The sequence below is a fragment of the Micromonospora siamensis genome (genome assembly GCF_900090305.1).
Classification (GTDB): Bacteria; Actinomycetota; Actinomycetes; order Mycobacteriales; family Micromonosporaceae; genus Micromonospora; species Micromonospora siamensis.
Genome location: NZ_LT607751.1, coordinates 650,584 through 670,381, shown reverse-complemented (window position 1 = coordinate 670,381; position 19,798 = coordinate 650,584). Strand labels below are relative to the sequence as shown.

The following is a 19,798-nucleotide window of genomic DNA, read 5'->3' as shown; positions in this document are numbered from 1 at the left end:
ACCTCGCCCGGTACGCCCGGGAGGCTCGGTTACCGCTCGGTTCGGCCGATGGCGGCGCAACCGGCGAAGTTGACCCTCGACCTGGTCGAGCCGGCAGGTTCGCCGCCATGACCGTCGACTCCCGTCCGGCCCGCCTCGGCCGCGACTACCGGCTGCTCTGGTCGGCCACCGTCGCCTCCCGCTTCGGCGACACCCTGCGTACGCCGGCGCTGGCGCTGCTGGCCGTGGCGCTGACCCGCGATCCCCGGACGGTGGCCCTGGTGACCGTGGCCGGCCAGCTCCCATCGCTCCTGCTCGGCCTGCTCGGCGGCGTGTACGCGGACCGCTGGGAGCGGCGCCGGACCATGGCGGCGGTGGACGCCCTGCGGGCGGTGGTGGTGGCCGGGCTGGCGGTCGCGGTGGCCCTGGACCGGGCCGGTCCCGCCCTGCTGGTGCTGGTCGCCGTGCTGCTGGCCACGCTCGGCGCGCTCTTCGACGCGGCCTCGTTCGCGCTGCTGCCGGCGGTGGTGCCGGCCGGCGCGCTGCCCACCGCCAACGGCCGCCTCCAGGCCGGTACGGCCGTGGCCGGTGGCTTCCTCGGCGCCCCGCTGGCCGGGGTGCTCTTCGCCGCCTCGGCAGCGCTGCCGTTCACCGTCGACGCGGTCACCTTCGCGGTCGCCGCCCTGCTCGTCCTCGCCCTCCGCCCACCTGCCGACCGGCCTGCCCGGCCGGGCACCCGGACCCCGGCCGGTCCTGGCACCCCGACCGACCCTGGCTCCTCGGCCGGCCCGCCGCGACCGACAGGCGGGGCCGCGCGGCGGGGCGCGGCCGGCGGGAACCGGCGGCGCAGCGCGGTCTGGCGGGAGGCCGGCGAGGGGCTGCGTTGGCTGCGCGGGGAGCCGGTGCTGTGGCGGGTCACGCTGCTGAGCGCGGGCAGCAACCTGGCGATCAGCGGCCTGATGGCGGTGCTGGTGCTCTACGCGCTGGACGTGCTGCGGGTGCCGCCCGGCGGGTACGGGCTGCTGGCCGCCGGCACCATCCTCGGCGGTCTCGCCGGGGCGCTCGGCGCGGGCCGGCTGGCCGCCCGGCTCGGCCCGGTCGCCGCGCTACGGCTGGTGCTGCTCGGGCAGGCGGTGGCGCTGACCGGGCTGGCCGTGGCCCGGTCACCGCTGCCCGGCGGGCTGGCGCTGGCCGCCTTCGCCGCCGGCACGACGGTGTGGAACAGCCTCTTCGCCGCGTACGGGCAGGCCCGGGTGCCGGCCGGGCTGCTCGGCCGGGTCGGCTCGGCGCAGCGGATGGTCGGCCTGGTCAGCGCGCCGGTGGGCGCGGCGGCGGCCGGCCTGGCCGGGGCGGCGTACGGGGTGGCGGCGGTGATCGTGGCGACGGCGGTGGTGACCGGGCTGGTCAGCGCGGTGGCGTGGCGGTTGCTGCGACCGGCGTTGCCGTCCGGTGAGCCCACCACGGTCGGGACAGCAGCCCGGCCAGGGCCGCCCCGGTCGCGTTGAGCAGCACGTCGTCGACGGTGCTGAACCGGCCGAGGCGCAGCGCGTACTGCAACGTCTCGACCGTCGCCGAGGCGGCGGCGCCGAGCAGGAAGAGCCGGCCGAAGCCGGCCAGGGCGGGCCAGCGTACCGGGGCGAGGCAGCCCAGCGCGGCGAAGACCAGCAGGTTGCCGACCACCTGGACCGCCACCTCGCCGGCCGACGAGCCGTCGGGCAGGTGGATGAGGTCGTGCAGCGGCACGAGGTCGACCCGCCGGGGCGCGTCGAGCGGGGTGAGGATCATCCACACCCAGGGGGCGGTCCCGACGACCATGCCGACCTCGGCGAGGCTGCGCCGCCACGCCTGCGCCCGGGTCGGCGCGTCCCGGCGGAGGCGGGCCAGCAGCACGGTGGCCAGGGCCGCGAGCGGCACCGCGGCGGCGGCGACGACCAGCACACCGCCCCAGCTGCGCCAGACCTGATCCACCGGCGCAGCCTAGCGGGGTGGGCCCGCCGGGTGGGGGGAGCGAGCAGCGTCGGGCTGCGCGGGGCGGTGGGTGAGCCCGGAGAGCCGCAACGCGACCCGACGTCGGGCCGGTGGGACGGCCGAGACCGCGCCGAGCAGCACGTTCCGCAGCGGCCGGGCGACCGGCGGCAGGGTGGCGAGCCGGGTCAGCCGGTCGGCGAAGCCGGCCACCTCCTCGGCGAGCGGGCGACGGGCGGCGGAGTACTCGTCGAGCCGGGTGTCCGGCGCACCGGCCAGCACCTCGGCGAGGGTGTCGCCGAGCGCCACGGCGTCGCAGATGCCGAGGTTCATGCCCTGCCCACCGGCCGGGCTGTGCACGTGGGCGGCGTCCCCGGCGAGCAGCATCGGCCCGTTGCGGTAGGTCTCGGCGACCCGGTGGTGGATGCGGAAGCGGGAACTCCAGAGCACCTCGGTGATCCGGTCCGGCCGGCGGGTCGGGCCGCGCTCGTCGAGCAACGCCTGGAGCAGGCCGGCGTCCGGGTCGCGGGGCGCGTCGGCGACCGTGGCGACCAGCCGGACCACACCGCCGGGCAGCGGCGCCCACACCATCGGCCCCTGGCGGGCGAGGAAGAGGGAGACCTCGTCGCGGGGCAGCGCGCTCTCCACCCGCACGTCCGCCAGGACGAACGACTCACCGTGGTCGGTGGGGCCGCCGAAGCCGATCCCGGCCAGCTCGCGTACCCGGCTGTGCATGCCGTCGGCGCCCACCACCCAGCGGGCCCGGACGGTGCCGCCGCCCGCGAAGGTCGCCACCGCGCCGGCCGCGTCGTGGTCCAGTCCGGTCAGCTCGTACGCCCGGAGCACCCGGCCGCCGAGGTCGGCGAGGCGGTCGGCGAGCACCGCCTCGGTCTGCGCCTGGGACACCATCAGCGCGTACGGGTGGGCCGACGGCAGGTCGCCGAAGCCGATGGTGGCGACCACCCGGTCCCGGTCGCGGACCCGGAACCGGAGTGAGCGCAGCCCGCGGGCGACCAGCGGCGCGGCCACCCCGATGCGTTCCAGCACCTCCAGCGTGTACGCGTGCACGACGGCGGCCCGCGAGGTGACCGGCGGGCGCTCCAGCCGGTCGACCACGGTCACCTCGACCCCGTGCCGGGCGAGGGTCGCGGCGGTGGCCAGGCCGGTCGGGCCGGCCCCCACCACCAGGACGTCGGTGCGCTCGGGAAGCATCATCCACCTCCGGTTGCCAACGGCTGTTTGCCAACAACTGTTGGCATTGACGCTAGGCGCGCTCCGCCGTCCATGTCAACGCTTGTTGGCCTACAGTCGTGGACATGACCGACACGGCACCCCGCACCCGCCGCTCGGACGCCACCCGGGCCGCCATCCTCCGGGCCGCCCGGGAACGGTTCGCCGCCGACGGCTACGACCGGGCCACCATCCGGGCCATCGCCGCCGACGCCCGGATCGACCCGTCCATGGTGATGCGCTACTACGGCAGCAAGGAGGGGCTCTTCGCCGCCGCGGCGGAGTTCGACCTGCGCCTGCCCGACCTCGCCGCGGTGCCCGTCGAGCGGGTCGGCGAGACGCTGGTCCGGCACTTCCTGGACCGCTGGGAGGGCGACGAGACCCTGGCCGCGCTGATGCGTACCGCCGCCACCAACCCGGGCGCGGCCGAGCGGATGCGGACGGTCTTCGCCGAGCAGCTCGGGCGGGCGGTGGCCCGGCTCGGCGGCGACCCGACCGAGGCGCCCCGCCGGGCCGGGCTGGTGGCCGGACAGATCCTCGGACTGGCCTTCACCCGCTACATCGTCCGGCTGCCACCGGTGGTCGACCTCCCGCCGGACGACCTGGTCGCCTGGGTCGCCCCCACCGTCCAGCGCTATCTCACCGACCCAGCCCCGGCGTGACCCGCACTGTTTCCTGGATGTGGTGGCCGCACGCCCATCCCGAGACCACTACAAGCAGGATCGAGCGCGATCTTCGACAGATCGCGCGTACCTGAAGGCGGGCGGACTCAGCCGGCCAGGCCGCCCGGCTGGTCGCCCTTCACGACGGGCGCCCGGACCAGGTTGCCCCACTCCGTCCACGAGCCGTCGTAGTTGCGCACCTGCGGATAACCCAGCAGGTGGTGCAGCACGAACCAGGTGTGGCTGGACCGCTCACCGATCCGGCAGTACGCCACCACGTCGTCCGACGGGCTCAACCCGAGCTGGTCGGCGTAGATCGCCCGCAGCTCGTCGGCCGGCCGGAAGGTGCCGTCGTCGTTCGCGGCGGACTTCCACGGCTTGTTCACCGCGCCCGGGATGTGCCCGCCGCGCAGCGCGCCCTCCTGGGGATAGTCCGGCATGTGCAGCATCTCGCCGGTGTACTCCCCCGGGGAGCGGACGTCGACCAGCGGCCGGCCCGCCGCGACGTGCGCCATCACCTGCTCCCGGTACGCCCGGACCGGCGCGTCGTTGCGCTCCGGCACCGGATAGTCGGCGCGCGGCCGGCTGACCTTCTCCCGGGTCAGCTCCCGCCCCTCGGCCACCCACTTCTGCCGGCCGCCGTCGAGCAGCCGCACGTCGGCGTGACCGAACAGCTCGAACACCCACAGGGCGTACGCCGCCCACCAGTTGAAGTTGTCGCCGTAGAAGACCACGGTGTCGTCCCGGCCGATACCCTTCGACGCGCACAGCTCGGCGAAGCTGGCCGCGTCGAGGTAGTCCCGGGTGACCTGGTCGTTCAGCTCGGTGTGCCAGTCCACCTTCACCGCGCCCGGGAGGTGACCGGACTCGTAGAGCAGCACGTCCTCGTCGGACTCGACCACCACGAGCCCCTCGTCGCCCAGATGCTCGGCCAGCCACTCGGTGGTGACCAGGCGCTGCGGGTCGGCGTACGACTGGAGTCGGGGATTCGGATCGCTCGGCACAGGCATGAGCCCCAACCTACGCCCGATAATCGCCCGGCGACCGGTCATCGCGGATCGGGTGCAGCGGATGTGGCGGTACGCACGTGACAGTGACGAGCCCCGCCGACCACAGAGGAACGAGATGACCGTACGGCAGCAGACCGGGCCGTCCCGGGCCGTCAGCACACCGGTGGACTTCACCGACTTCTACCAGGCGCACTTCCACCGGCTGGCGGTGCAGCTGTACGCGTACCTGGGGGACCACGCGGAGGCGCAGGACCTCACCCAGGAGGCGTTCTGCCGGCTGCTGGAGCGCTGGGAGCAGGTCAGCGGGTACGACGACCCGATCGCCTGGGTCCGCCGGGTCGCCTGGAACCTGGCCACCAGCCGGGTGCGCCGGCTCCGGACCGCCGTACGCCATCTGGCCCGGCAGCGGGAGGAGCACACCCCCGGTCCCGGGCCGGACCGGGTGGCGCTCACCCGGGCCCTGGCCACCCTGCCCGCCAACCAGCGGCGGGCGCTGGTGCTGCACCACCTGGGCCAGCTGAGCACCCGGGAGATCGCCGAGCAGGCCGGGGTGGCGGAGGGCACCGTCCGCTCCTGGCTGTCCCGGGGTCGCACCGCACTGGCCGCGTACTTCACCGAGCGGGAGGCCCCCGATGCGTGAGACCACCGTCGTCGAGCGGGTGTTCGCCGAGTTCGAGGCCGACGCCCTGACCAGCTTCCGCCCACCGGGGGTGGCCGACGCCCAGCGGCGGCTCCGGCAGCGCCGCCGCCGTCGGGGGTTGCTGGCCGGCCTGACGGCCCTGCTCGTGGGCGGGCCGGCGGGCGCGTTCGCGCTGGCTGGCGGCCAGACCGATCCACGACCGACACCGACGCCGGTCGTCTCCGTGTCGCCGCAGCGGAAGTTCATGGAACGCCAGATCATCGTCAACGGTGTCCCGAGCACGCTGACCGACATCCGGTTCGTCGACGGTCGGGTCGGTTGGGCCCTGCTGGGCACCTGCGAGCCGACGGCCGACCAGGTGTCCGGTGACTGTGTGCGTACCCTCGCCCGGACCACCGACGGCGGCCAGAGCTGGCGCTACGCGAGCTGGTCGGACGCGACCGGCCCGGCCCAGCTCCTGGCGGTGGACGCCGACACGGCCGCCGTGCGGTCGGAACGGGTCTACCGGTGGACCCAGGACGGCGGGGTCACTCTCGTCAGTCTTCGGCTCACCGACCTGCCGGACGTCGTCCGCCGGTCGATGGCGACCCGCAGCGGGCTGTACATCGGTTGCCCCGGGGCGAAGGAACCGGGCGCCGTGCCGGTGACCTGCACCCGGAGCCAGGTGCGCCGCGTCGGGGGTGGCGCCCTGCCCCGTCAGCCCGCGCTGACGCTCCAGCCGGACAACGGCGGCCTCTTCGAGGGCGGCGACGGACGGCTCTGGGTGGTGAGCACCGAGGGGGACGGCGTGGCCGTGGCGACGAGCGACGACCAGGGCGAGAGTTGGCTCAGGCTGCCGACGGTGGCCGGCCCGGCCACCCTCAGCGTCTCCCCGGACGGCCGGGGGGTCTGGCTGCTGGGCGAGGACAGGTCCCGGATGGTGTGGCGGCTGGTGGGCGACCGCTGGCAGCAGCGCGGCGGACTGCCCGACGACACGTCCCAGGCCGCCGCCCTCGACGCCGACACCCTTGTGGTCACCAGCGCGTACGGCGGTCTCGGGTTCTGGACCGGCGGCCGGTACACCGACGTCCCGGAACTACGCGAGCCGCTGCGCCGCGACCGGGACGACCAGGACGCCGGTGTCGACGTGCTGCCGGACGGAACGATCGCCGTCCGGCAGAGTTCGGCCCTGATCCTCGGCACCGGCCGCGGCACCGACCGGACCTGGGTCCGGATCTCCTGACCGGATCGATGCAGGTCCGGTCAGGTCCACCGGCTTCGACCGTCGCCGTCACCCGCGCCGGCCCGGCCGTCCGGGGCCGGGTGGGTCGGCCACCCCGGTCCCGGTCAGGCCCGCCGGTGCACCAGCCGGCCGGCGACGACGGTGGCCAGGCAGCCGCCGTCGTCACCGAAGACGGCCAGATCCGCCCGCCCACCGACCAGCAGCGCCGGCGAATGGGCGGCGTCGAGCACCGCGACGTCGTTGCGGGCGACGGCGGCCGACAGGCCGGGTTCGGTCAGGTGGGCGGCGGGCACCGCAGCGGCGCCGAGCCGGAACAGCGCGTGCACCCGCTCGCGCGGCGTCGGCGCGGGCGGCAGCGGCCCGTCGTGCACCAGCGCCGGCCCGAGCGTGCCGGCCCACCGCCGCACCCGCACTCCCGGGTACGCGGACAGCAGCTCGTCGGCCGGCCCGATCGCCGCGATCCGCGCCCCCTCCACCAGCACCGCGCCACCCGGCACGGCTTCGGCGTCCGGGCCGGTACGCAGCAGCGCGGCGGCGTGCAGGGTACGCACGGTCAGTCGGCGAGCGGGCCGAGCAGCGGACGCTTGGCGGTGATGGTGTCGCCGGAGGAGCGACCGGTCAGCCGACGCTTCACCCAGGGGGCCAGGTGCCGGCCCGCCCAGCGCAGGTCGGCGGCGCGAGCGGCCAGCCACGGGGACGGCTCGGGGTGCGGCGGCACCAGCAGCCACTCCTCGTCACAGCCCACGCCGAGGGCGGTCAGCACCTGGCCGGCGACCCGCCGGTGGCCGGCTGCGGAGAGGTGCAGCCGGTCGTGGCTCCACAGCGTCGGGTTGCGGAACGTGTCGTCGGAGAAGAGGTCGACCAGGATCGCGCCGTGCCGCTCGGCGGTCTCACCCACCGCCCGGTTGAGCCGGGCGATCCGGGGCGCCACCAGGCGCTGACCGGGCAGCCGCGCCATCACGTCGGCGAACCGGAAGACCAGCACGTCGGCGCCGCCCGAGCGCAGCCGGCCGATCACCTCGTCGAAGCGGGCGACCATCGCCTCCGGGTCGAACGACGGCCGCAGCACGTCGTTGCCGCCGGCCGCGAAGCTGATCAGGTCGGGCTTCATGGCCAACGCGGCGGGCACCTGCTCGGCCACCACGCCGGGGAAGAGCCGGCCCCGGATGGCGAGGTTGGCGTACCGGAAGTCCGGGCCGGCCTCGGCGGCCAGCCGGGTCGCCACCAGGTCCGCCCAGCCCCGATAGGTGCCGTCCGGGTAAGCGTCGTCCATGCCCTCGGTGAAGCTGTCCCCCACCGCCACGAAACTGCGCCAGCGCACCCGTCGTCCCTCCGGTCGTCATTCCATCGGCGTCGGCCATTCTGGCACCGGGAACCGCCGACCGGCGCGCCGGCCACGGGTGGACGTGGCGCCGCCCACCCTCGTCACAGAGAGGGCCACCCCCGCTCGAGGACGGCCCTCTCCGTTCGGTCCAGTCTCAGCCGCCGCTCGTCGTGAGCGTGTACGGCGCCTCGTTGTCCTGCTGGTCCTGCTCGCCCTGACCGGTGAAAACCCGCACGCTGCCCGCCGCGGGCTGCCCACTCCCGGTGAAGCGCAGGGTGAAGGTGACCGTCACCGATTTGCCTCCGGGGATCGGGGCGAGTGAGGACAGCATGATCACCGGCGGTCCGTTGTCGTGCACGGAGGCCCTGTCGTCCAGCACGCCGCGCACGGTGGTCAGCGACACCGAGGCCGGCAGGACGAGGTGGATGCCGGGGCTGTTGACGGCCACATTCCCCGTGTTCGCCACCCGTACCACGAGATCACCCTGGTAGCTGCCGTCCGGCCGCTTCACCAGGGTGGCCCGGTCGGCGGTGACCTTCAGGTCGACCGAGACCTTCGGGAAGCTGCTCGCCCCGTCGACCTGGCGGAACCGTTCCCCGTTCCAGCGGTAGACCCGCCACTGCGTGGCCGCGTTCTCATCCACGAGTTGGGTGTCCCGCCAGTGCAGCCGGACGGCTCCGCTGGCGGTGGCCGCCACCTCCGTGATCTCCCCGCCGCCGGGCTGGGCACCGGTGACCGCCACCCGACCCAGCGTCGACAGCGAGCCCGACGCGGTCCGCTGCAGGGCGATCACCTGCTGGGCCTGGACCGCGAAGGGGCTGCAGGTGATCAGAACGACGGCATCGAGGTCACCGTCCTGGTCCACGTCCGTGATCACCGGCTCCCCGACGATGCCGAACGTCGGCGGCGAGTCCGGCAACGGCTTGTAGACGTGGGTGCCGTCCTTGAACCGGTACGTCCCGGCCGGGCAGAAGTCGGTGTTCCACTCGCCGATGCGGATGTTGGCGTTGCGGGCCTCCTGCACCGTCACCGCGGCGCGTGGCGCCTCGGCCGGCTCCGACGTCGCCGACGGGTCCGGGCCGGTGGACTCCGGGGCGGACTGCGAAGCGGGCGTCGGCGAAGGGCTGACGGTGGGCGACGGCTCGGGGGTGGCAGACGTGGTCGCTGGCTGGGGGGCCGGACCTTGGCCGTCGGGCCTGATCGCCAGGGCGGTGCCGGTCGCGGCGGCGATCATGACCAGCACGGCGGCCGAGGTGGTCACCGCTCGTTGAATGCCGATCCGGCGGGACGTACGCAACGCCCGGGCCTGCAGATCGACCGGTTCGACCTGCTCGGCCAGTGCGGCCAGGTCGAACCGGAGACGGTCCTCGTTCATCGGGTACTCCCTCCCAGGACGTACAGCTCGGCGAGTTCGGGGGCGACGCTGCGCAACTTCGCCAGCGCCTTCGAGGTCTGGCTCTTGACGGTGCCGACGGTGACACCGAGCAGGTCGGCGGCCTCGGACTCGGTGCGGTCCTCGAAGAACCGCAGGACCAGCACGGCCCGTTGCTTGGCCGACAACTTCGTTAGCGCGTTGCGCAGCGTCACCCGCAGCGCGGTCTGCTGCGCGTGGTCGGGGGCCGAGTCGCCTCCGCTGGTCTCGGGCAGGTCGCCCGGCATCGACTCGGCCACCCGGCGGCGACGCCACCAGGACACTTGCAGGTGGTACATGACCTTGCGGGTGTACGCCTCGGCGTTGCCGCTGTGGTGCAGCCGGTCCCACGAGCGGTGCGTCCGGGCCAGCGCCGACTGGACGAGGTCCTCGGCCAGGTGCTGGTCGCCGGTGAGCAGGTACGCGGAGCGCAGGAGTGCGGGGGTGCGCGTTCGCACGAACGCCTCGAATTCACTCAGAACAGGGTCCACACGAGCCGATCCTCAAGGTCAGGTGGTGCAGCGGACTGACGCCCTTCCAGACGTCGCCCTCGCGCGCCACGGTTGCCGTATCGCCGAAGATTCTGGCCGCCGTCCACAGGTGACCCCGGGCGGGGCAGAGGCTTGCGCTACCGGCCGAGATAATGGCGCGAATCCGATCGGGGACGGCCGTGGCCGGAGCACCCCGTGCGACGGACCCGAGCGAGGAACCGACATGACCGAGGGCGACCCGTCCGTTCCCCATCCGCCGTACGGAGCCCCGCCGGGAGTTGCCCCGAGGCGTCCGCAACGCTGGCTGTGGATCAGCCTCACCGCCGTGCTGCTGGTCCTGGCGCTCTGCACCGGCTCGGCGGTAGTGATCAAGTCACTACTGGACGAGATGAACCGGGCCTCCGCCGCCGAGCTGGACGAGAAGTACAACCCGATCCGGCAGGAGGAGATCGAGGCCCTGCTCGATGCCCACGGCAAGGCGCTGAAGGGCAAGGACCTCAAGGGATTCCTCGCTCCGTTCGACCCGGCCGACAAGGGACTGGTCGCCCAGCAGACCCGGCTCTTCCGCAACCTGGTCAAGGTGCCGTTCGCCGAGGAGCGGTTCGAGCGGGTCACCCAGGGCGAGTTCCGGCGGGTCGGGGAGAAGGTCACCCAGGAGATCACCGTCTCCTTCGTGCACCGGTTCGAGAAGTTCGACCTGACCCCGGTGGAGGAGCTGTACCGGTGGACGGTGGTCCGCCCCGCCAAGGGCGTACCCGTGAAGGTCGTCAAGGCCGGCGGCCTGCCGGTCGACCGGACCCGCAAACGGGACCAGACCACCTACTTCCCCGCCCCCTGGGACAAGTGGTCCGCGCTGCACGTCGAGCGCACCCCGCACACGGTCATCCTGGTCGACGGCCCGCTGAAGAGGGAGGCCCAGCGGTACGCGCCGGTCGCCGAGCGGGCCGCCGCGGCGGACCTGTCGGCGTGGCGCTCGAGCGGGGTCTCCGGGCGGATCCCGCAGGGCTTCGTGCTGTCGCTGGTCAAGGGCAAGAAGGAGCTGGGCTCGCTCTACCGGGTGACGCACGGCAGCCCGGAGGAGTCCGGTGTGACGATCCCGATCCCGCCGGCCGGCTGGATGGACACCCAGGGCGACGGCGACGGGCCGGACGTCGGGGGCAGCCGGGTGGTGATCGACGTGTCCGACAGGTACTTCTTCGACAGCGGCACCGAGCTGCGCTCGGTCATCTTCCGGCACGAGTTCGCCCACGCGCTGGTGTTCAACCTGACGCAACAGGACCCGAAGGCGGTGCTCGACGATCACCTGGAGCTCTGGGTGGTCGAGGGGTTCGCCGAATGGATGGGCTTCAGGCGGGAGCCGTGGATCCGCAGCGACCGCACCGCGCAGGGGCGGCAGATCCTCCGCTCCGTCGACTACGACCTGCCGATGCCGACCAACTACACCTGGGACATGCGCGGGCGCAGTTCCTACCACTACTGGCTGGCCCACTCGGCGATCGGCTACATCGCCGAGCGGTACGGCCAGCGCAAGGCCTTCGAGTTCGTGGCCGGGCACTACCGGGGCGGGAGCGTCCACACGCTCACCAAGGAGGTGCTCGGGGTGTCGTACCCGACGTTCTGCCAGCAGTGGGCGCGGTACGTGGTCGGCAAGGTCCGCTGACCGTGAAGGAGGGCACGGCCACCCCGTGATGGCCGTACCCTCTCGCGGTGCGCGGTCGGCGTTCAGCCGAGGAGCATGCCCCAGGCCGGGCCCGCCGGAATGGGGCGGACGGAGAGCATCCGGCCGGCGGCGGTGTAGCGGACCAGCCGGTAGCGCGGGGTGTCCTCGCCGAGCGACTCGGTGTTGACCTGGGCGATCAGCCCACCGTTACCGGGCAGGAAGGTGACGTGGTCGACCCGACCGCGGCCCCGCGACTCACGGAAGGCCGGGTCGATCGGCGCGAGCTCGACGGCCGCGCCGGTGGCGACGTTCACCCGGTAGTTGCGGATCCGCGCCGAGCAGCTGCACCCACCCGCGGTCGGCGTCTGGGCGCTGACCACGATGCTCTTGACGGAGATGCCGGGCAGGCCGTGGATGCGTAGGTTCGCCGGGATGCGCGGCTTCACGGTGCGCTCGTGTCCCTGCTGGTCCATCAGGCTGACCGTCCGGGCGCCATAGGTGGCGATCAGGCCGGCGCCCGCCTCCGCGCAGGTCTTCTGGTGGGTGGCGAGCACCCGGCGACCGGTGCCGTCCGCGTTGACGGTGACGTACGTCCAGTCACGCTCCGGGCCGACGGTGTAGAGCACCCGCGAGTTGCTGACCCAGGTCGGGTTGCAGGCGAAGACGCCCGCCGTCAGGGGCAGGGTGCGCCGCGCCCCGCCTTCGAAGCGGTCGATCACCAGCCGGTTCGGCTTGTACGCCAGCCAGGCCGCCCGGCGTCCGTCCGGGGAGGGGGTCACGGCGCTCAGCCGGCCCTTCTCCCCGGGCGTTCCCTCCCGGACCACCTGCCGCCTGCCAGCGGCGGTCCGCTGCCAGATCCGGGCGGGAGCGTTCGGGTGGTACTGCTGCGCGCTGTACCAGCGCAGCACCGGCCAGCTCGCGGTCGCGGCGGCCACCGAACGGGCCTCGGCACCCCTGGTGGCGGTGGCGGCCGGACCGCTCTTGGTGGTCGGGGCGGAGAGCACCGCCGAACCACCCTGGCCGGACACGGCGGTGACCGGGGAGGGGTCGGCCGGCGCGGCGGACGGCGTCGCCGGGGCGGCGGTGCAACCGGCGGCGCCGATCGCCATCAGCACGGCCGCGGCACCCAACAGGGCGCGGGAGCGACGGACGGCGGAACGAAGGGTACGGGTGGGGGTGGTGAGGTTCATCGTGTCGCTCCTGGATGTGGGGGATCGATCTGACACCACCCGAGAGGTGCGTCCGGCCGGGTGGAGTTGCCGTGTGCACGTGCCACAGTCCGACAGCTGGATCTTGTTCCTGACGGCAACCCTCAGCAGCGACAAGAGGCGTCGGCTTCGAGTCGGTGACCGCCCGGTACGGCGAAGGGGGTTACCGGCCGTGTCGGTGTCGGCCGGGGTCGTCGAGCGGTCGGTCTCCCGGCTACTCGTAGCAGCCCTGGTGGGTGTGCTGTAGGGCAATCGAGGTCACCTTCTGGTTGGCCATCGCGATCCGGAAGCGCGCGTCCGGGTTGCCCGGCACCGCGACGAGCAGCCGCCCGTTCTCGTCCCCACTGACCGCCCACTCGGGATAGACCTTGACCACGGCATCGCGGGACGAACCCACGTGCAGCCCCTGGACCGTCTGGACGCCCGTCGCAGGCGCGATCACGACGATGCCGCGCTCGGTCGACCACCAGACCACGCCTCCGACGCCCTTCAGCTCGGCCTTGGCCAGGCAGGTGGTACTGCTCGCCTCGTTCTGGAAGCTTCTGATCATCCCGGTGGCCAGGGCCTGCTCCTTCGTCATGCCCAGCTTCAGCTCACCCAGGCCGTCCGGGTCGAACACCAGCCGGGAACTGCTGGACGGGCTGGCGCTCGGGGACCGGGTCGGGGTCCTCGGCGAGGTGGTGGCGGCCGTCGGGCTCGCGGCCGCCGGGGTGGAAGGGCTGACCGACGGCGACGGGGCGACCTCCACCGTGGTCGCGGTGACGGTCGGCGACGGCGCGGCGGTCGACGACGCGGCCGGCGCGGTGGCGCACCCGGCGGCGCCGAGCGCCAGCAGCACGGCGCCGGTGCCCAGCAGGGCACGCGAGCGACGGACGGCGGAACGGAGGCTGCGGGCGGGGGTGGCGAGGTTCATCGCGTCGCTCCTGAATGGCGGGGGTCGATCTGACACCAGCCAAGATGCGAGCCCGAAGCGGTTCAGTTGCCGCCTTTCCCTGCCACAATCCGACACTTCGATCTTGCGGGAAACGGCAACCCTATCCGGCGCGCAGGCGTCGCGGACGCTCCGCGGTCCGGGACGGGTTCGTCGGCCTCCGAATTGGATCGCGGGCCTCGCCGCCGCCCCCGTACGCTGCGGCAATGCTGCTGCGCATGTCGACCCTGCTGCTCCGGACCCTGCGCGAGGACCCGGCCGACGCGGAGGTGCCGAGCCACCGGCTGCTGCTGCGCGCCGGCTACGTCCGCCGCGCCGCACCGGGCGGCTACACCTGGCTGCCGCTGGGCAAGCTGGTGCTCGACCGGGTCTCGGAGATCATCCGTACGGAGATGACCGGGATCGGCGACCAGGAGGTGCACTTCCCGGCGCTGCTGCCCGCCGAGCCGTACCGGACCAGCGGGCGGTGGACGGAGTACGGCGACGACATCTTTACCCTGACCGACCGGAAGGGCGCCGAGCACCTGCTCGCCCCGACCCACGAGGAGATGGCCGCGCTGCTGGTGAAGGACCTGTTCACCTCGTACCGGGACTTCCCGGTGACGCTGTTCCAGATCCAGACGAAGTTCCGCGACGAGGCTCGGCCCCGGGCCGGTGTGCTGCGCGGGCGGGAGTTCCTGATGAAGGACGCGTACTCCTTCGACCTGGACGAGACGGGCCTGCGGGCCGCGTACGACCGGCACCGGGCGGCGTACGCGCGGATCTTCACCACCCTCGGGCTGGACTTCACCACGGTGCACGCCGCCTCCGGCGCGATGGGCGGGTCGGGGTCGGAGGAGTTCCTGGCGGCCACCCCGGTCGGCGAGGACACCTTCGTCGGCTGCACGAGCTGCGACTACGCGGCGAACACCGAGGCGGTGACCACCCGCGCGCCGGCTGCCGGCGATCCGCACGCGCACCGGGCCACGGAGGTGCACGACACCCCGGAGACGCCCACCATCGCGTCCCTGGTCGAGCTGGCGAACGCCCGCGCGCTGGCCGGCCGCACCGACTGGACCGCCGCCGACACGCTGAAGAACGTGGTGCTGACGGTCCGCCGGCCGGGCACGGAGAGCGCCGAGCTGCTGGTGATCGGCCTCCCCGGTGACCGCGACGCCGATCTGAAGCGGGTGGAGGCGGCCCTGCACCCGGCCACCGTGGCGGTCTTCGACGACTGGCCCGCCCACCCCGAGCTGGTCCGCGGCTACCTCGGGCCGCAGCTCCTCGCCAAGCACGGCGTCCGCTACCTGGTGGACCCCCGGGTGGTCGTCGGCACGTCCTGGCTGACCGGGGCCAACGAGCCCGGCCGGCACGCCACCGACGTGGTCTGCGGACGCGACTTCACCCCCGACGGGACCATCGAGGCCGCCGAGGTACGCCCCGGCGACCCCTGCCCGGCCTGCGGGGACGGCGAGCTGACCATGCGTCGGGGGATCGAGGTGGGGCACATCTTCCAGCTCGGGCGCCGGTTCACCGACGCGTTCGCCGTCGACGTGCTCGGCCCGCAGGGCAAGCCGGTCCGGCCCACCATGGGTTGCTACGGCATCGGGGTGTCCCGGGCGGTCGCCGCGATCGCCGAACAGCACCACGACGACCGGGGACTGGTCTGGCCGGCGGCGGTCGCGCCCTGCGACGTACACGTGGTCGCGGCCGGGAAGGGGCCGCAGCTGGACGCGGCCCTCGACCTCGGCGAACGGCTCGCCGCGGCCGGCCTGCGGGTGCTGGTCGACGACCGCACCAACGTCTCGGCGGGGGTGAAGTTCACCGACGCCGAGCTGATCGGCATCCCCCGGGCCGTCGTGGTCGGCCGCCGGCTCGCCGACGGGTACGTCGAACTGCGCGACCGGGCCACCGGGGAGCGGACCGAGCTGCCGGCGGCCGACGCGCTGGAACAGCTGGGCGGGACGCGCCCGGAACGGGTGTAACGAACGGGCGGTTGGGTACCGGTCGGGAATCGACTTCGCTTGTGTGCTGGAGGCTCTCATGACGTACCGGGTCAGTGACGTGATGACCAGACAGGTCATCTACCTGTCGGCGGACACCACCCTCGACGAGGCGGCCCGGGTGATGCGGGAGTCCGACATCGGCGACGTGGTGGTGACCGAGGGCGCGACCCTGGCCGGGCTGCTCACCGACCGGGACATCGTGGTCCGCGCGGTGGCCGACCGGGCCGACCCGGCGACCACCACCATCGGTTCGGTGATCACCCGCGAGGTGGTGATGATCGAGCAGCACTCCACCGCCAACGAGGCCGCGGCCCTGATGCGGGAGCGCAACATCCGGCGGGTGCTGGTCTGCGACACCGACCGGAAGCTGGTCGGCATCGTCTCCCTGGGCGACCTGGCCATGCAGCTCGACCCCAGCTCGACCCTCGCCGACATCAGCGAAGCCGCCCCCAACAACGTGTGAACGGTCCGGGCCCCTGCGGTATGGCAGGGGCCCCTTCGGCACACCCCGGACCGCAGTAGCCTGGCGGGATGCCGCAGATGCCGACCAAGCTGGCCGAGATCGTCGACGAGTTCGCCAGCGCTCCCCGCGAACTGGTGCTGGAACTGCTGCTGGAGTACGCCGACGTCATCCCGCCGCTGCCCGCCGAGATGTCCCGTGAGGGCATGGAGCAGGTCCCGGAGTGCCAGACGGCGTTCTTCCTGCACGCCCAGGTGCAGCCGGACGGCACCGTGCTCACCTGGTTCGACTGCCCGCCCGAGGCGCCCACCACCCGGGCGTTCGCCGGCATCCTCGCCGAGGGTCTGGCCGGCGCGAACGCCGAGCAGGTGCTGGCCGTGCCGGACGACCTCTACCAGCGGATGGGGTTGGCCCAGGCGATCAGCCCGCTGCGGGTACGCGGCGGCACGGCCATCCTGGCCCGACTCAAGCGCCAGGTCCGGGAACAGATCGGCTGAGCTGCCGGTTGACCCGTTCCATGGAGATCGAGATCTACGCCGACGTCGTCTGCCCCTGGTGCTGGATCGGCAAGCGCCGGCTGGAACAGGCCCTGGAGTCGTACGACGGCGAGGTGACGGTCCGGTACCGGCCGTTCCAGCTCGACCCGACGCCGGTGACCGAGCCGAAGCCGCTGCTCGAGGCGCTCGGTGACAAGTTCGGCGGCCCGGACCGCGCCGAGCAGATGGCCGCCCAGGTCACCCAGGTGGGCGCCTCGGTGGGGCTGGACATGCGCTTCGACCGGGCGGCGGCCGCCAACACCTTCGAGGCGCACCGGCTGGTCCGCTTCGCCACCGAGCGGGGTCGTGGCGCCGAGTTGGTCGAGGCCCTCTACCGGGCGCATTTCTCCGACGGCGTGGACGTGGGCTCGCGGGACGCGCTGGTGAAGCTGGCCGCCGGGGTGGGGTTGGACGAGACCGAGGCGCGCGAGCACCTGGAGTCCAACCTGGGTCGCCGTGAGGTGGCCGCCGACCTGGCCGCCGCGCACCAGCTCGGGGTGAGCAGCGTGCCGACCTTCGTGGTGGCCGGGAAGTACGCCGTCACCGGCGCTCAGGAGCCGGAGACGCTGCTGGCCGCCCTCGACGAGGTGCGCCGGCGCGAGTCCGCCTGACCAACCTATCGATGATCTTGATGTTTCACGTGCAACGGTATCGAGGCACATGACTATCAGGCCGGCCTGGCCAGCTCCTCCACCACCTGGGCGCCCGGCAGCGCGCCGAGCGCCGGCCCCGGCAGGGCGATCTTGCTGTGCCGCACGCCGGACCCGATGACGACGTGCGGCGTGGCGATCACCCGCGCGTCCACCAGGATCGGCCAGGACTCCGGCAGCCCGATCGGGGTGATCCCGCCGTACTCCATCCCGGTCAGCTCGACCGCCTCGGCCATCGGGGCGAAGCTGGCCTTGCGGGCGTCCAGCAGTTTCCGCACCACGCCGTTGACGTCGACCCGGGTGGTGGCGAGCACCATGCAGGCCGCGTAGCGGATCTCGCCACCGCGCTTGCCGGCCACCACCACGCAGTTCGCCGACTCCGCCAACCCCACCTCGTACGCGGCGCAGAACGCGGCGGTGTCGGCGAGTTCCGCGTCGATCGGCGCGACCAGCACCTCGTCCACGTCCACCGGCGCCTCGGCAGGCCACTGCTCGATCGCGGCGGCGACCGGCGGCGCGAGCAGGTCCAGTCGGGTCCGGGCCGGTTCGGTCTTCAGCGTCCCCATCACGGGAGCGATCCTCGCACCCACCGGCCCGAACCGCTCGGCGACAATCCGCGCGATGCCTGACCCAGCCGCACGGACGAGGCTCAGGCCGGTACCACCCGGCCGGCGAGCAGGACACCGATCAGCGCACATCCGGCGGCCACCGCCAGGGTCGCCGCGTACCCCGCCGGCCCGGGCGCGGTACCGGCCCCGAGCAGGGCGCCGACCAGGGCCAGCACGGTGGCGGAGGCGAGCGAGTCGCCCAGTTGCAGGGAGGAGCTGTTCCGTCCCTCCTCGCCGGGGGCGGAGAGGCCCAGGGTGAGCACCGACAGCGAGGGGAACAGCAGCCCCATGCCGAGGCCGGCGACCGCCCAGGCGGACACCCCGAGCGGCACCGGCACCGCCGGAACCAGCACCGACGCCATTCCGGCGGTGCCCACCGCGACGCAGGCCAGGCCGGCCCGGGGCAGGGTGGCCGTCGAGCCCGGCGCGGGCAGCCGACCCTGCATCCAGGAACCCACCGACCAGGAGAGCGCGCCGACGGTCAGCGCCAGCCCGGCGCCGGTCGGCGTGAGGCCGCGTTCCCGGGACAGCATCAGCGGGATCACCACCTCCGCACCGGCGAACGCCGCCGCCGCCAGCGCGCGCAGGCCGACCACGGTGGGCAGGCCCCGCCCGGCGCGAAGGAAGCCCGCCGGCAGCAGGTGCGGTACGCAGGCGAGCAGGCCGGCCAACGCCAGCACCACCAGCGCGACGGCGGTGGCGCCGTGCTGCTGCCCCCCGTGATGCAGCAGTGCGGCGCTCACCCCCGCCCCGCAGGCCCAGCCGAGCCGGCCGACCGACCCGGCGGGCGGGCGTCGCCGGGCCATCGTTCCCAGGGCGCGCAGGCCCGGCTGGATCAGCAGCACCGCCGGCACGGCCACCAGCGGCACCGCGAGGAACACCCAACGCCAGCCGAGGTGCTCCACGATCAGGCCGGCCAGCACCGGCCCGACCAGCGACGGCACCACCCACGCAGCGGCGAAGGCGGCGAAGACCTTGCGCCGCAGCGACTCGGGATAGGCGAGTCCCACCACCACGTAGAGCGCCACCGACAGCAGCCCGGAGCCGAAACCCTGCACGACCCGCCCGGCCACCAGCGTCCCCATCGCCGTCGCGGAGCCGGCGAGCAGCAGCCCGGCCACGAAACAGACCAGACCGGACCACATCGCCGCCCGCGGTCCCCGGGCGTCGCACCAGACGCCGGAGGCGACCATGCCGACCACCCCGGAGGCGAACGGGCCACCGAACGCCAGCGCGTACCCGCCGATACCGTCGAGGCTGCGGGCCACCGTGGGCATCGCGGTGCCGACGGCCAGCGCCTCGAACGCCAGCAGCGACACCAGCGCCACGATGCCCACCGTCATCGCGCGCAGCCGTGGCTCGTAGAGCCGTCCACCGGGTGCGACCGGCGAGGCCGTCGCGGTCACCGCCGGGCCGCCGGGCGACGGACGGTCATCGGGTACGCGGGCAGCGTCCCCCGCCGCCGCGAGAGCGGGACGGGTCGGTGCGGTACGACGGGCATGCCCCCAGCCTGCGACCTCAACCTGGATTCAGGTCAACCGGGCGTGACCCGGGCCTCAGGCCGTCTCCAACGCCTCGCCCATCCCCTTGACCACTCCGGAGAGGTGCTGGTCGGCCAGGAGGTGCCCGACGCTGATCACCAACGCCATCGGCCACTCGATCACCTGGAGGGCGGCGAGTACGCCCAGCCCGGCGTAGTAGGTGAGCTTGTCCGGCGGTGGCACCGCCACCTCGCCGAGCACCGGAATCTCCACCCGCCGGCCGTACGTGCGAACCATCTCGCGGCCCCTGAGCTGTCGCGTCAGTGTGCTCATCCCGTCCTCCCC

General features: G+C 73.7%; 21 protein-coding genes. 9 read left to right on the top strand and 12 right to left on the bottom strand.

The annotated features are described in order from the left end of the window. Positions 1–107 precede the first annotated feature (107 nt). Positions 108–1,484, top strand: coding sequence for an MFS transporter (locus GA0074704_RS03090; protein WP_088969086.1), 1,377 nt, complete (start codon positions 108–110; stop codon positions 1,482–1,484). Here the strand turns inward: GA0074704_RS03090 and GA0074704_RS03085 are convergent. Together GA0074704_RS03085 and GA0074704_RS03080 are read right to left on the bottom strand one after the other, a co-directional pair. After that, positions 1,384–1,947: a VanZ family protein gene (locus GA0074704_RS03085; protein WP_088969085.1), complete on the bottom strand. Its 564-nt coding sequence runs from the start codon at positions 1,945–1,947 to the stop codon at positions 1,384–1,386. The genes GA0074704_RS03090 and GA0074704_RS03085 overlap by 101 nt on opposite strands. A 9-nt stretch (positions 1,948–1,956) precedes the next feature. Further along, on the bottom strand, positions 1,957–3,159 hold the full coding sequence (locus GA0074704_RS03080; RefSeq protein WP_231926747.1) for an FAD-dependent oxidoreductase: 1,203 nt from the start codon (positions 3,157–3,159) through the stop codon (positions 1,957–1,959). Positions 3,160–3,260: 101 nt separating this feature from the next. Between GA0074704_RS03080 and GA0074704_RS03075 the strand changes: the two genes are divergently transcribed. Further along, positions 3,261–3,836: a TetR/AcrR family transcriptional regulator gene (locus tag GA0074704_RS03075; RefSeq protein WP_172880370.1), complete on the top strand. Its 576-nt coding sequence runs from the start codon at positions 3,261–3,263 to the stop codon at positions 3,834–3,836. A gap of 107 nt (positions 3,837–3,943) precedes the next feature. Here GA0074704_RS03075 and GA0074704_RS03070 read toward each other — a convergent pair whose 3' ends face one another. After that, positions 3,944–4,846 carry a sulfurtransferase gene (locus tag GA0074704_RS03070; protein ID WP_088969083.1) on the bottom strand — a complete coding sequence of 301 codons (903 nt, stop codon included), beginning with the start codon at positions 4,844–4,846 and terminating at the stop codon, positions 3,944–3,946. 115 nt (positions 4,847–4,961) lie between these two features. Here GA0074704_RS03070 and GA0074704_RS03065 point away from each other — a divergent pair, with 115 nt between their 5' ends. Together GA0074704_RS03065 and GA0074704_RS03060 are read left to right on the top strand one after the other, a co-directional pair. Next, complete coding sequence (locus GA0074704_RS03065; protein WP_088969082.1) at positions 4,962–5,486, top strand: RNA polymerase sigma factor; 525 nt, start codon at positions 4,962–4,964, stop codon at positions 5,484–5,486. Beyond that, positions 5,479–6,708: a beta propeller repeat protein gene (locus GA0074704_RS03060; protein ID WP_088969081.1), complete on the top strand. Its 1,230-nt coding sequence runs from the start codon at positions 5,479–5,481 to the stop codon at positions 6,706–6,708. Before GA0074704_RS03065 ends, GA0074704_RS03060 begins: the two co-directional genes overlap by 8 nt. A gap of 104 nt (positions 6,709–6,812) precedes the next feature. Here GA0074704_RS03060 and GA0074704_RS03055 read toward each other — a convergent pair whose 3' ends face one another. The 4 genes from GA0074704_RS03055 to GA0074704_RS03040 form a co-directional block, all read right to left on the bottom strand. Further along, positions 6,813–7,259, bottom strand: coding sequence for an imidazolonepropionase-like domain-containing protein (locus tag GA0074704_RS03055; RefSeq protein ID WP_088969080.1), 447 nt, complete (start codon positions 7,257–7,259; stop codon positions 6,813–6,815). A gap of 2 nt (positions 7,260–7,261) precedes the next feature. Continuing rightward, on the bottom strand, positions 7,262–8,029 hold the full coding sequence (locus GA0074704_RS03050) for an SGNH/GDSL hydrolase family protein (RefSeq protein ID WP_088969079.1): 768 nt from the start codon (positions 8,027–8,029) through the stop codon (positions 7,262–7,264). 157 nt (positions 8,030–8,186) lie between these two features. Next, positions 8,187–9,407 carry a hypothetical protein gene (locus GA0074704_RS03045; RefSeq protein ID WP_088969078.1) on the bottom strand — a complete coding sequence of 407 codons (1,221 nt, stop codon included), beginning with the start codon at positions 9,405–9,407 and terminating at the stop codon, positions 8,187–8,189. Beyond that, positions 9,404–9,934, bottom strand: a complete 531-nt coding sequence (locus GA0074704_RS03040; protein ID WP_088969077.1) for a SigE family RNA polymerase sigma factor — start codon at positions 9,932–9,934, stop codon at positions 9,404–9,406. Before GA0074704_RS03040 ends, GA0074704_RS03045 begins: the two co-directional genes overlap by 4 nt. A gap of 223 nt (positions 9,935–10,157) precedes the next feature. On the opposite strand from GA0074704_RS03040, the gene GA0074704_RS03035 reads away from it, so the two are divergent. Then, positions 10,158–11,594 carry a hypothetical protein gene (locus tag GA0074704_RS03035; RefSeq protein ID WP_157743585.1) on the top strand — a complete coding sequence of 479 codons (1,437 nt, stop codon included), beginning with the start codon at positions 10,158–10,160 and terminating at the stop codon, positions 11,592–11,594. 62 nt (positions 11,595–11,656) lie between these two features. Here GA0074704_RS03035 and GA0074704_RS03030 read toward each other — a convergent pair whose 3' ends face one another. Beyond that, a complete protein-coding gene (locus GA0074704_RS03030; RefSeq protein ID WP_088969075.1) occupies positions 11,657–12,784 on the bottom strand; it encodes a hypothetical protein in 1,128 nt (375 codons plus the stop codon). 232 nt (positions 12,785–13,016) lie between these two features. Further along, positions 13,017–13,715 (bottom strand): hypothetical protein, encoded by a 699-nt coding sequence (locus GA0074704_RS03025; RefSeq protein ID WP_088969074.1) that lies wholly within the window; start codon positions 13,713–13,715, stop codon positions 13,017–13,019. Positions 13,716–13,939: 224 nt separating this feature from the next. Here GA0074704_RS03025 and GA0074704_RS03020 point away from each other — a divergent pair, with 224 nt between their 5' ends. The 4 genes from GA0074704_RS03020 to GA0074704_RS03005 all read left to right on the top strand — a co-directional run bounded on the left by GA0074704_RS03020 (position 13,940) and on the right by GA0074704_RS03005 (position 17,325). Next, on the top strand, positions 13,940–15,697 hold the full coding sequence (locus GA0074704_RS03020) for a proline--tRNA ligase (protein ID WP_088969073.1): 1,758 nt from the start codon (positions 13,940–13,942) through the stop codon (positions 15,695–15,697). A gap of 58 nt (positions 15,698–15,755) precedes the next feature. Then, positions 15,756–16,181 (top strand): CBS domain-containing protein, encoded by a 426-nt coding sequence (locus GA0074704_RS03015; protein WP_088969072.1) that lies wholly within the window; start codon positions 15,756–15,758, stop codon positions 16,179–16,181. A 68-nt stretch (positions 16,182–16,249) separates the two neighbouring features. Next, positions 16,250–16,675 carry a SufE family protein gene (locus tag GA0074704_RS03010; RefSeq protein WP_088969071.1) on the top strand — a complete coding sequence of 142 codons (426 nt, stop codon included), beginning with the start codon at positions 16,250–16,252 and terminating at the stop codon, positions 16,673–16,675. Positions 16,676–16,695: 20 nt separating this feature from the next. Then, positions 16,696–17,325 (top strand): DsbA family oxidoreductase, encoded by a 630-nt coding sequence (locus GA0074704_RS03005; protein ID WP_088969070.1) that lies wholly within the window; start codon positions 16,696–16,698, stop codon positions 17,323–17,325. 56 nt (positions 17,326–17,381) lie between these two features. Here GA0074704_RS03005 and GA0074704_RS03000 read toward each other — a convergent pair whose 3' ends face one another. From GA0074704_RS03000 to GA0074704_RS02990, 3 genes are all read right to left on the bottom strand, one after another. Beyond that, positions 17,382–17,930 carry a YbaK/EbsC family protein gene (locus tag GA0074704_RS03000; protein WP_088969069.1) on the bottom strand — a complete coding sequence of 183 codons (549 nt, stop codon included), beginning with the start codon at positions 17,928–17,930 and terminating at the stop codon, positions 17,382–17,384. Positions 17,931–18,013: 83 nt separating this feature from the next. Then, positions 18,014–19,378, bottom strand: a complete 1,365-nt coding sequence (locus GA0074704_RS02995) for an MFS transporter (RefSeq protein WP_231926745.1) — start codon at positions 19,376–19,378, stop codon at positions 18,014–18,016. Between the two features lie 150 nt (positions 19,379–19,528). After that, positions 19,529–19,786, bottom strand: coding sequence for a hypothetical protein (locus GA0074704_RS02990; protein ID WP_088969068.1), 258 nt, complete (start codon positions 19,784–19,786; stop codon positions 19,529–19,531). Positions 19,787–19,798 lie beyond the last annotated feature (12 nt).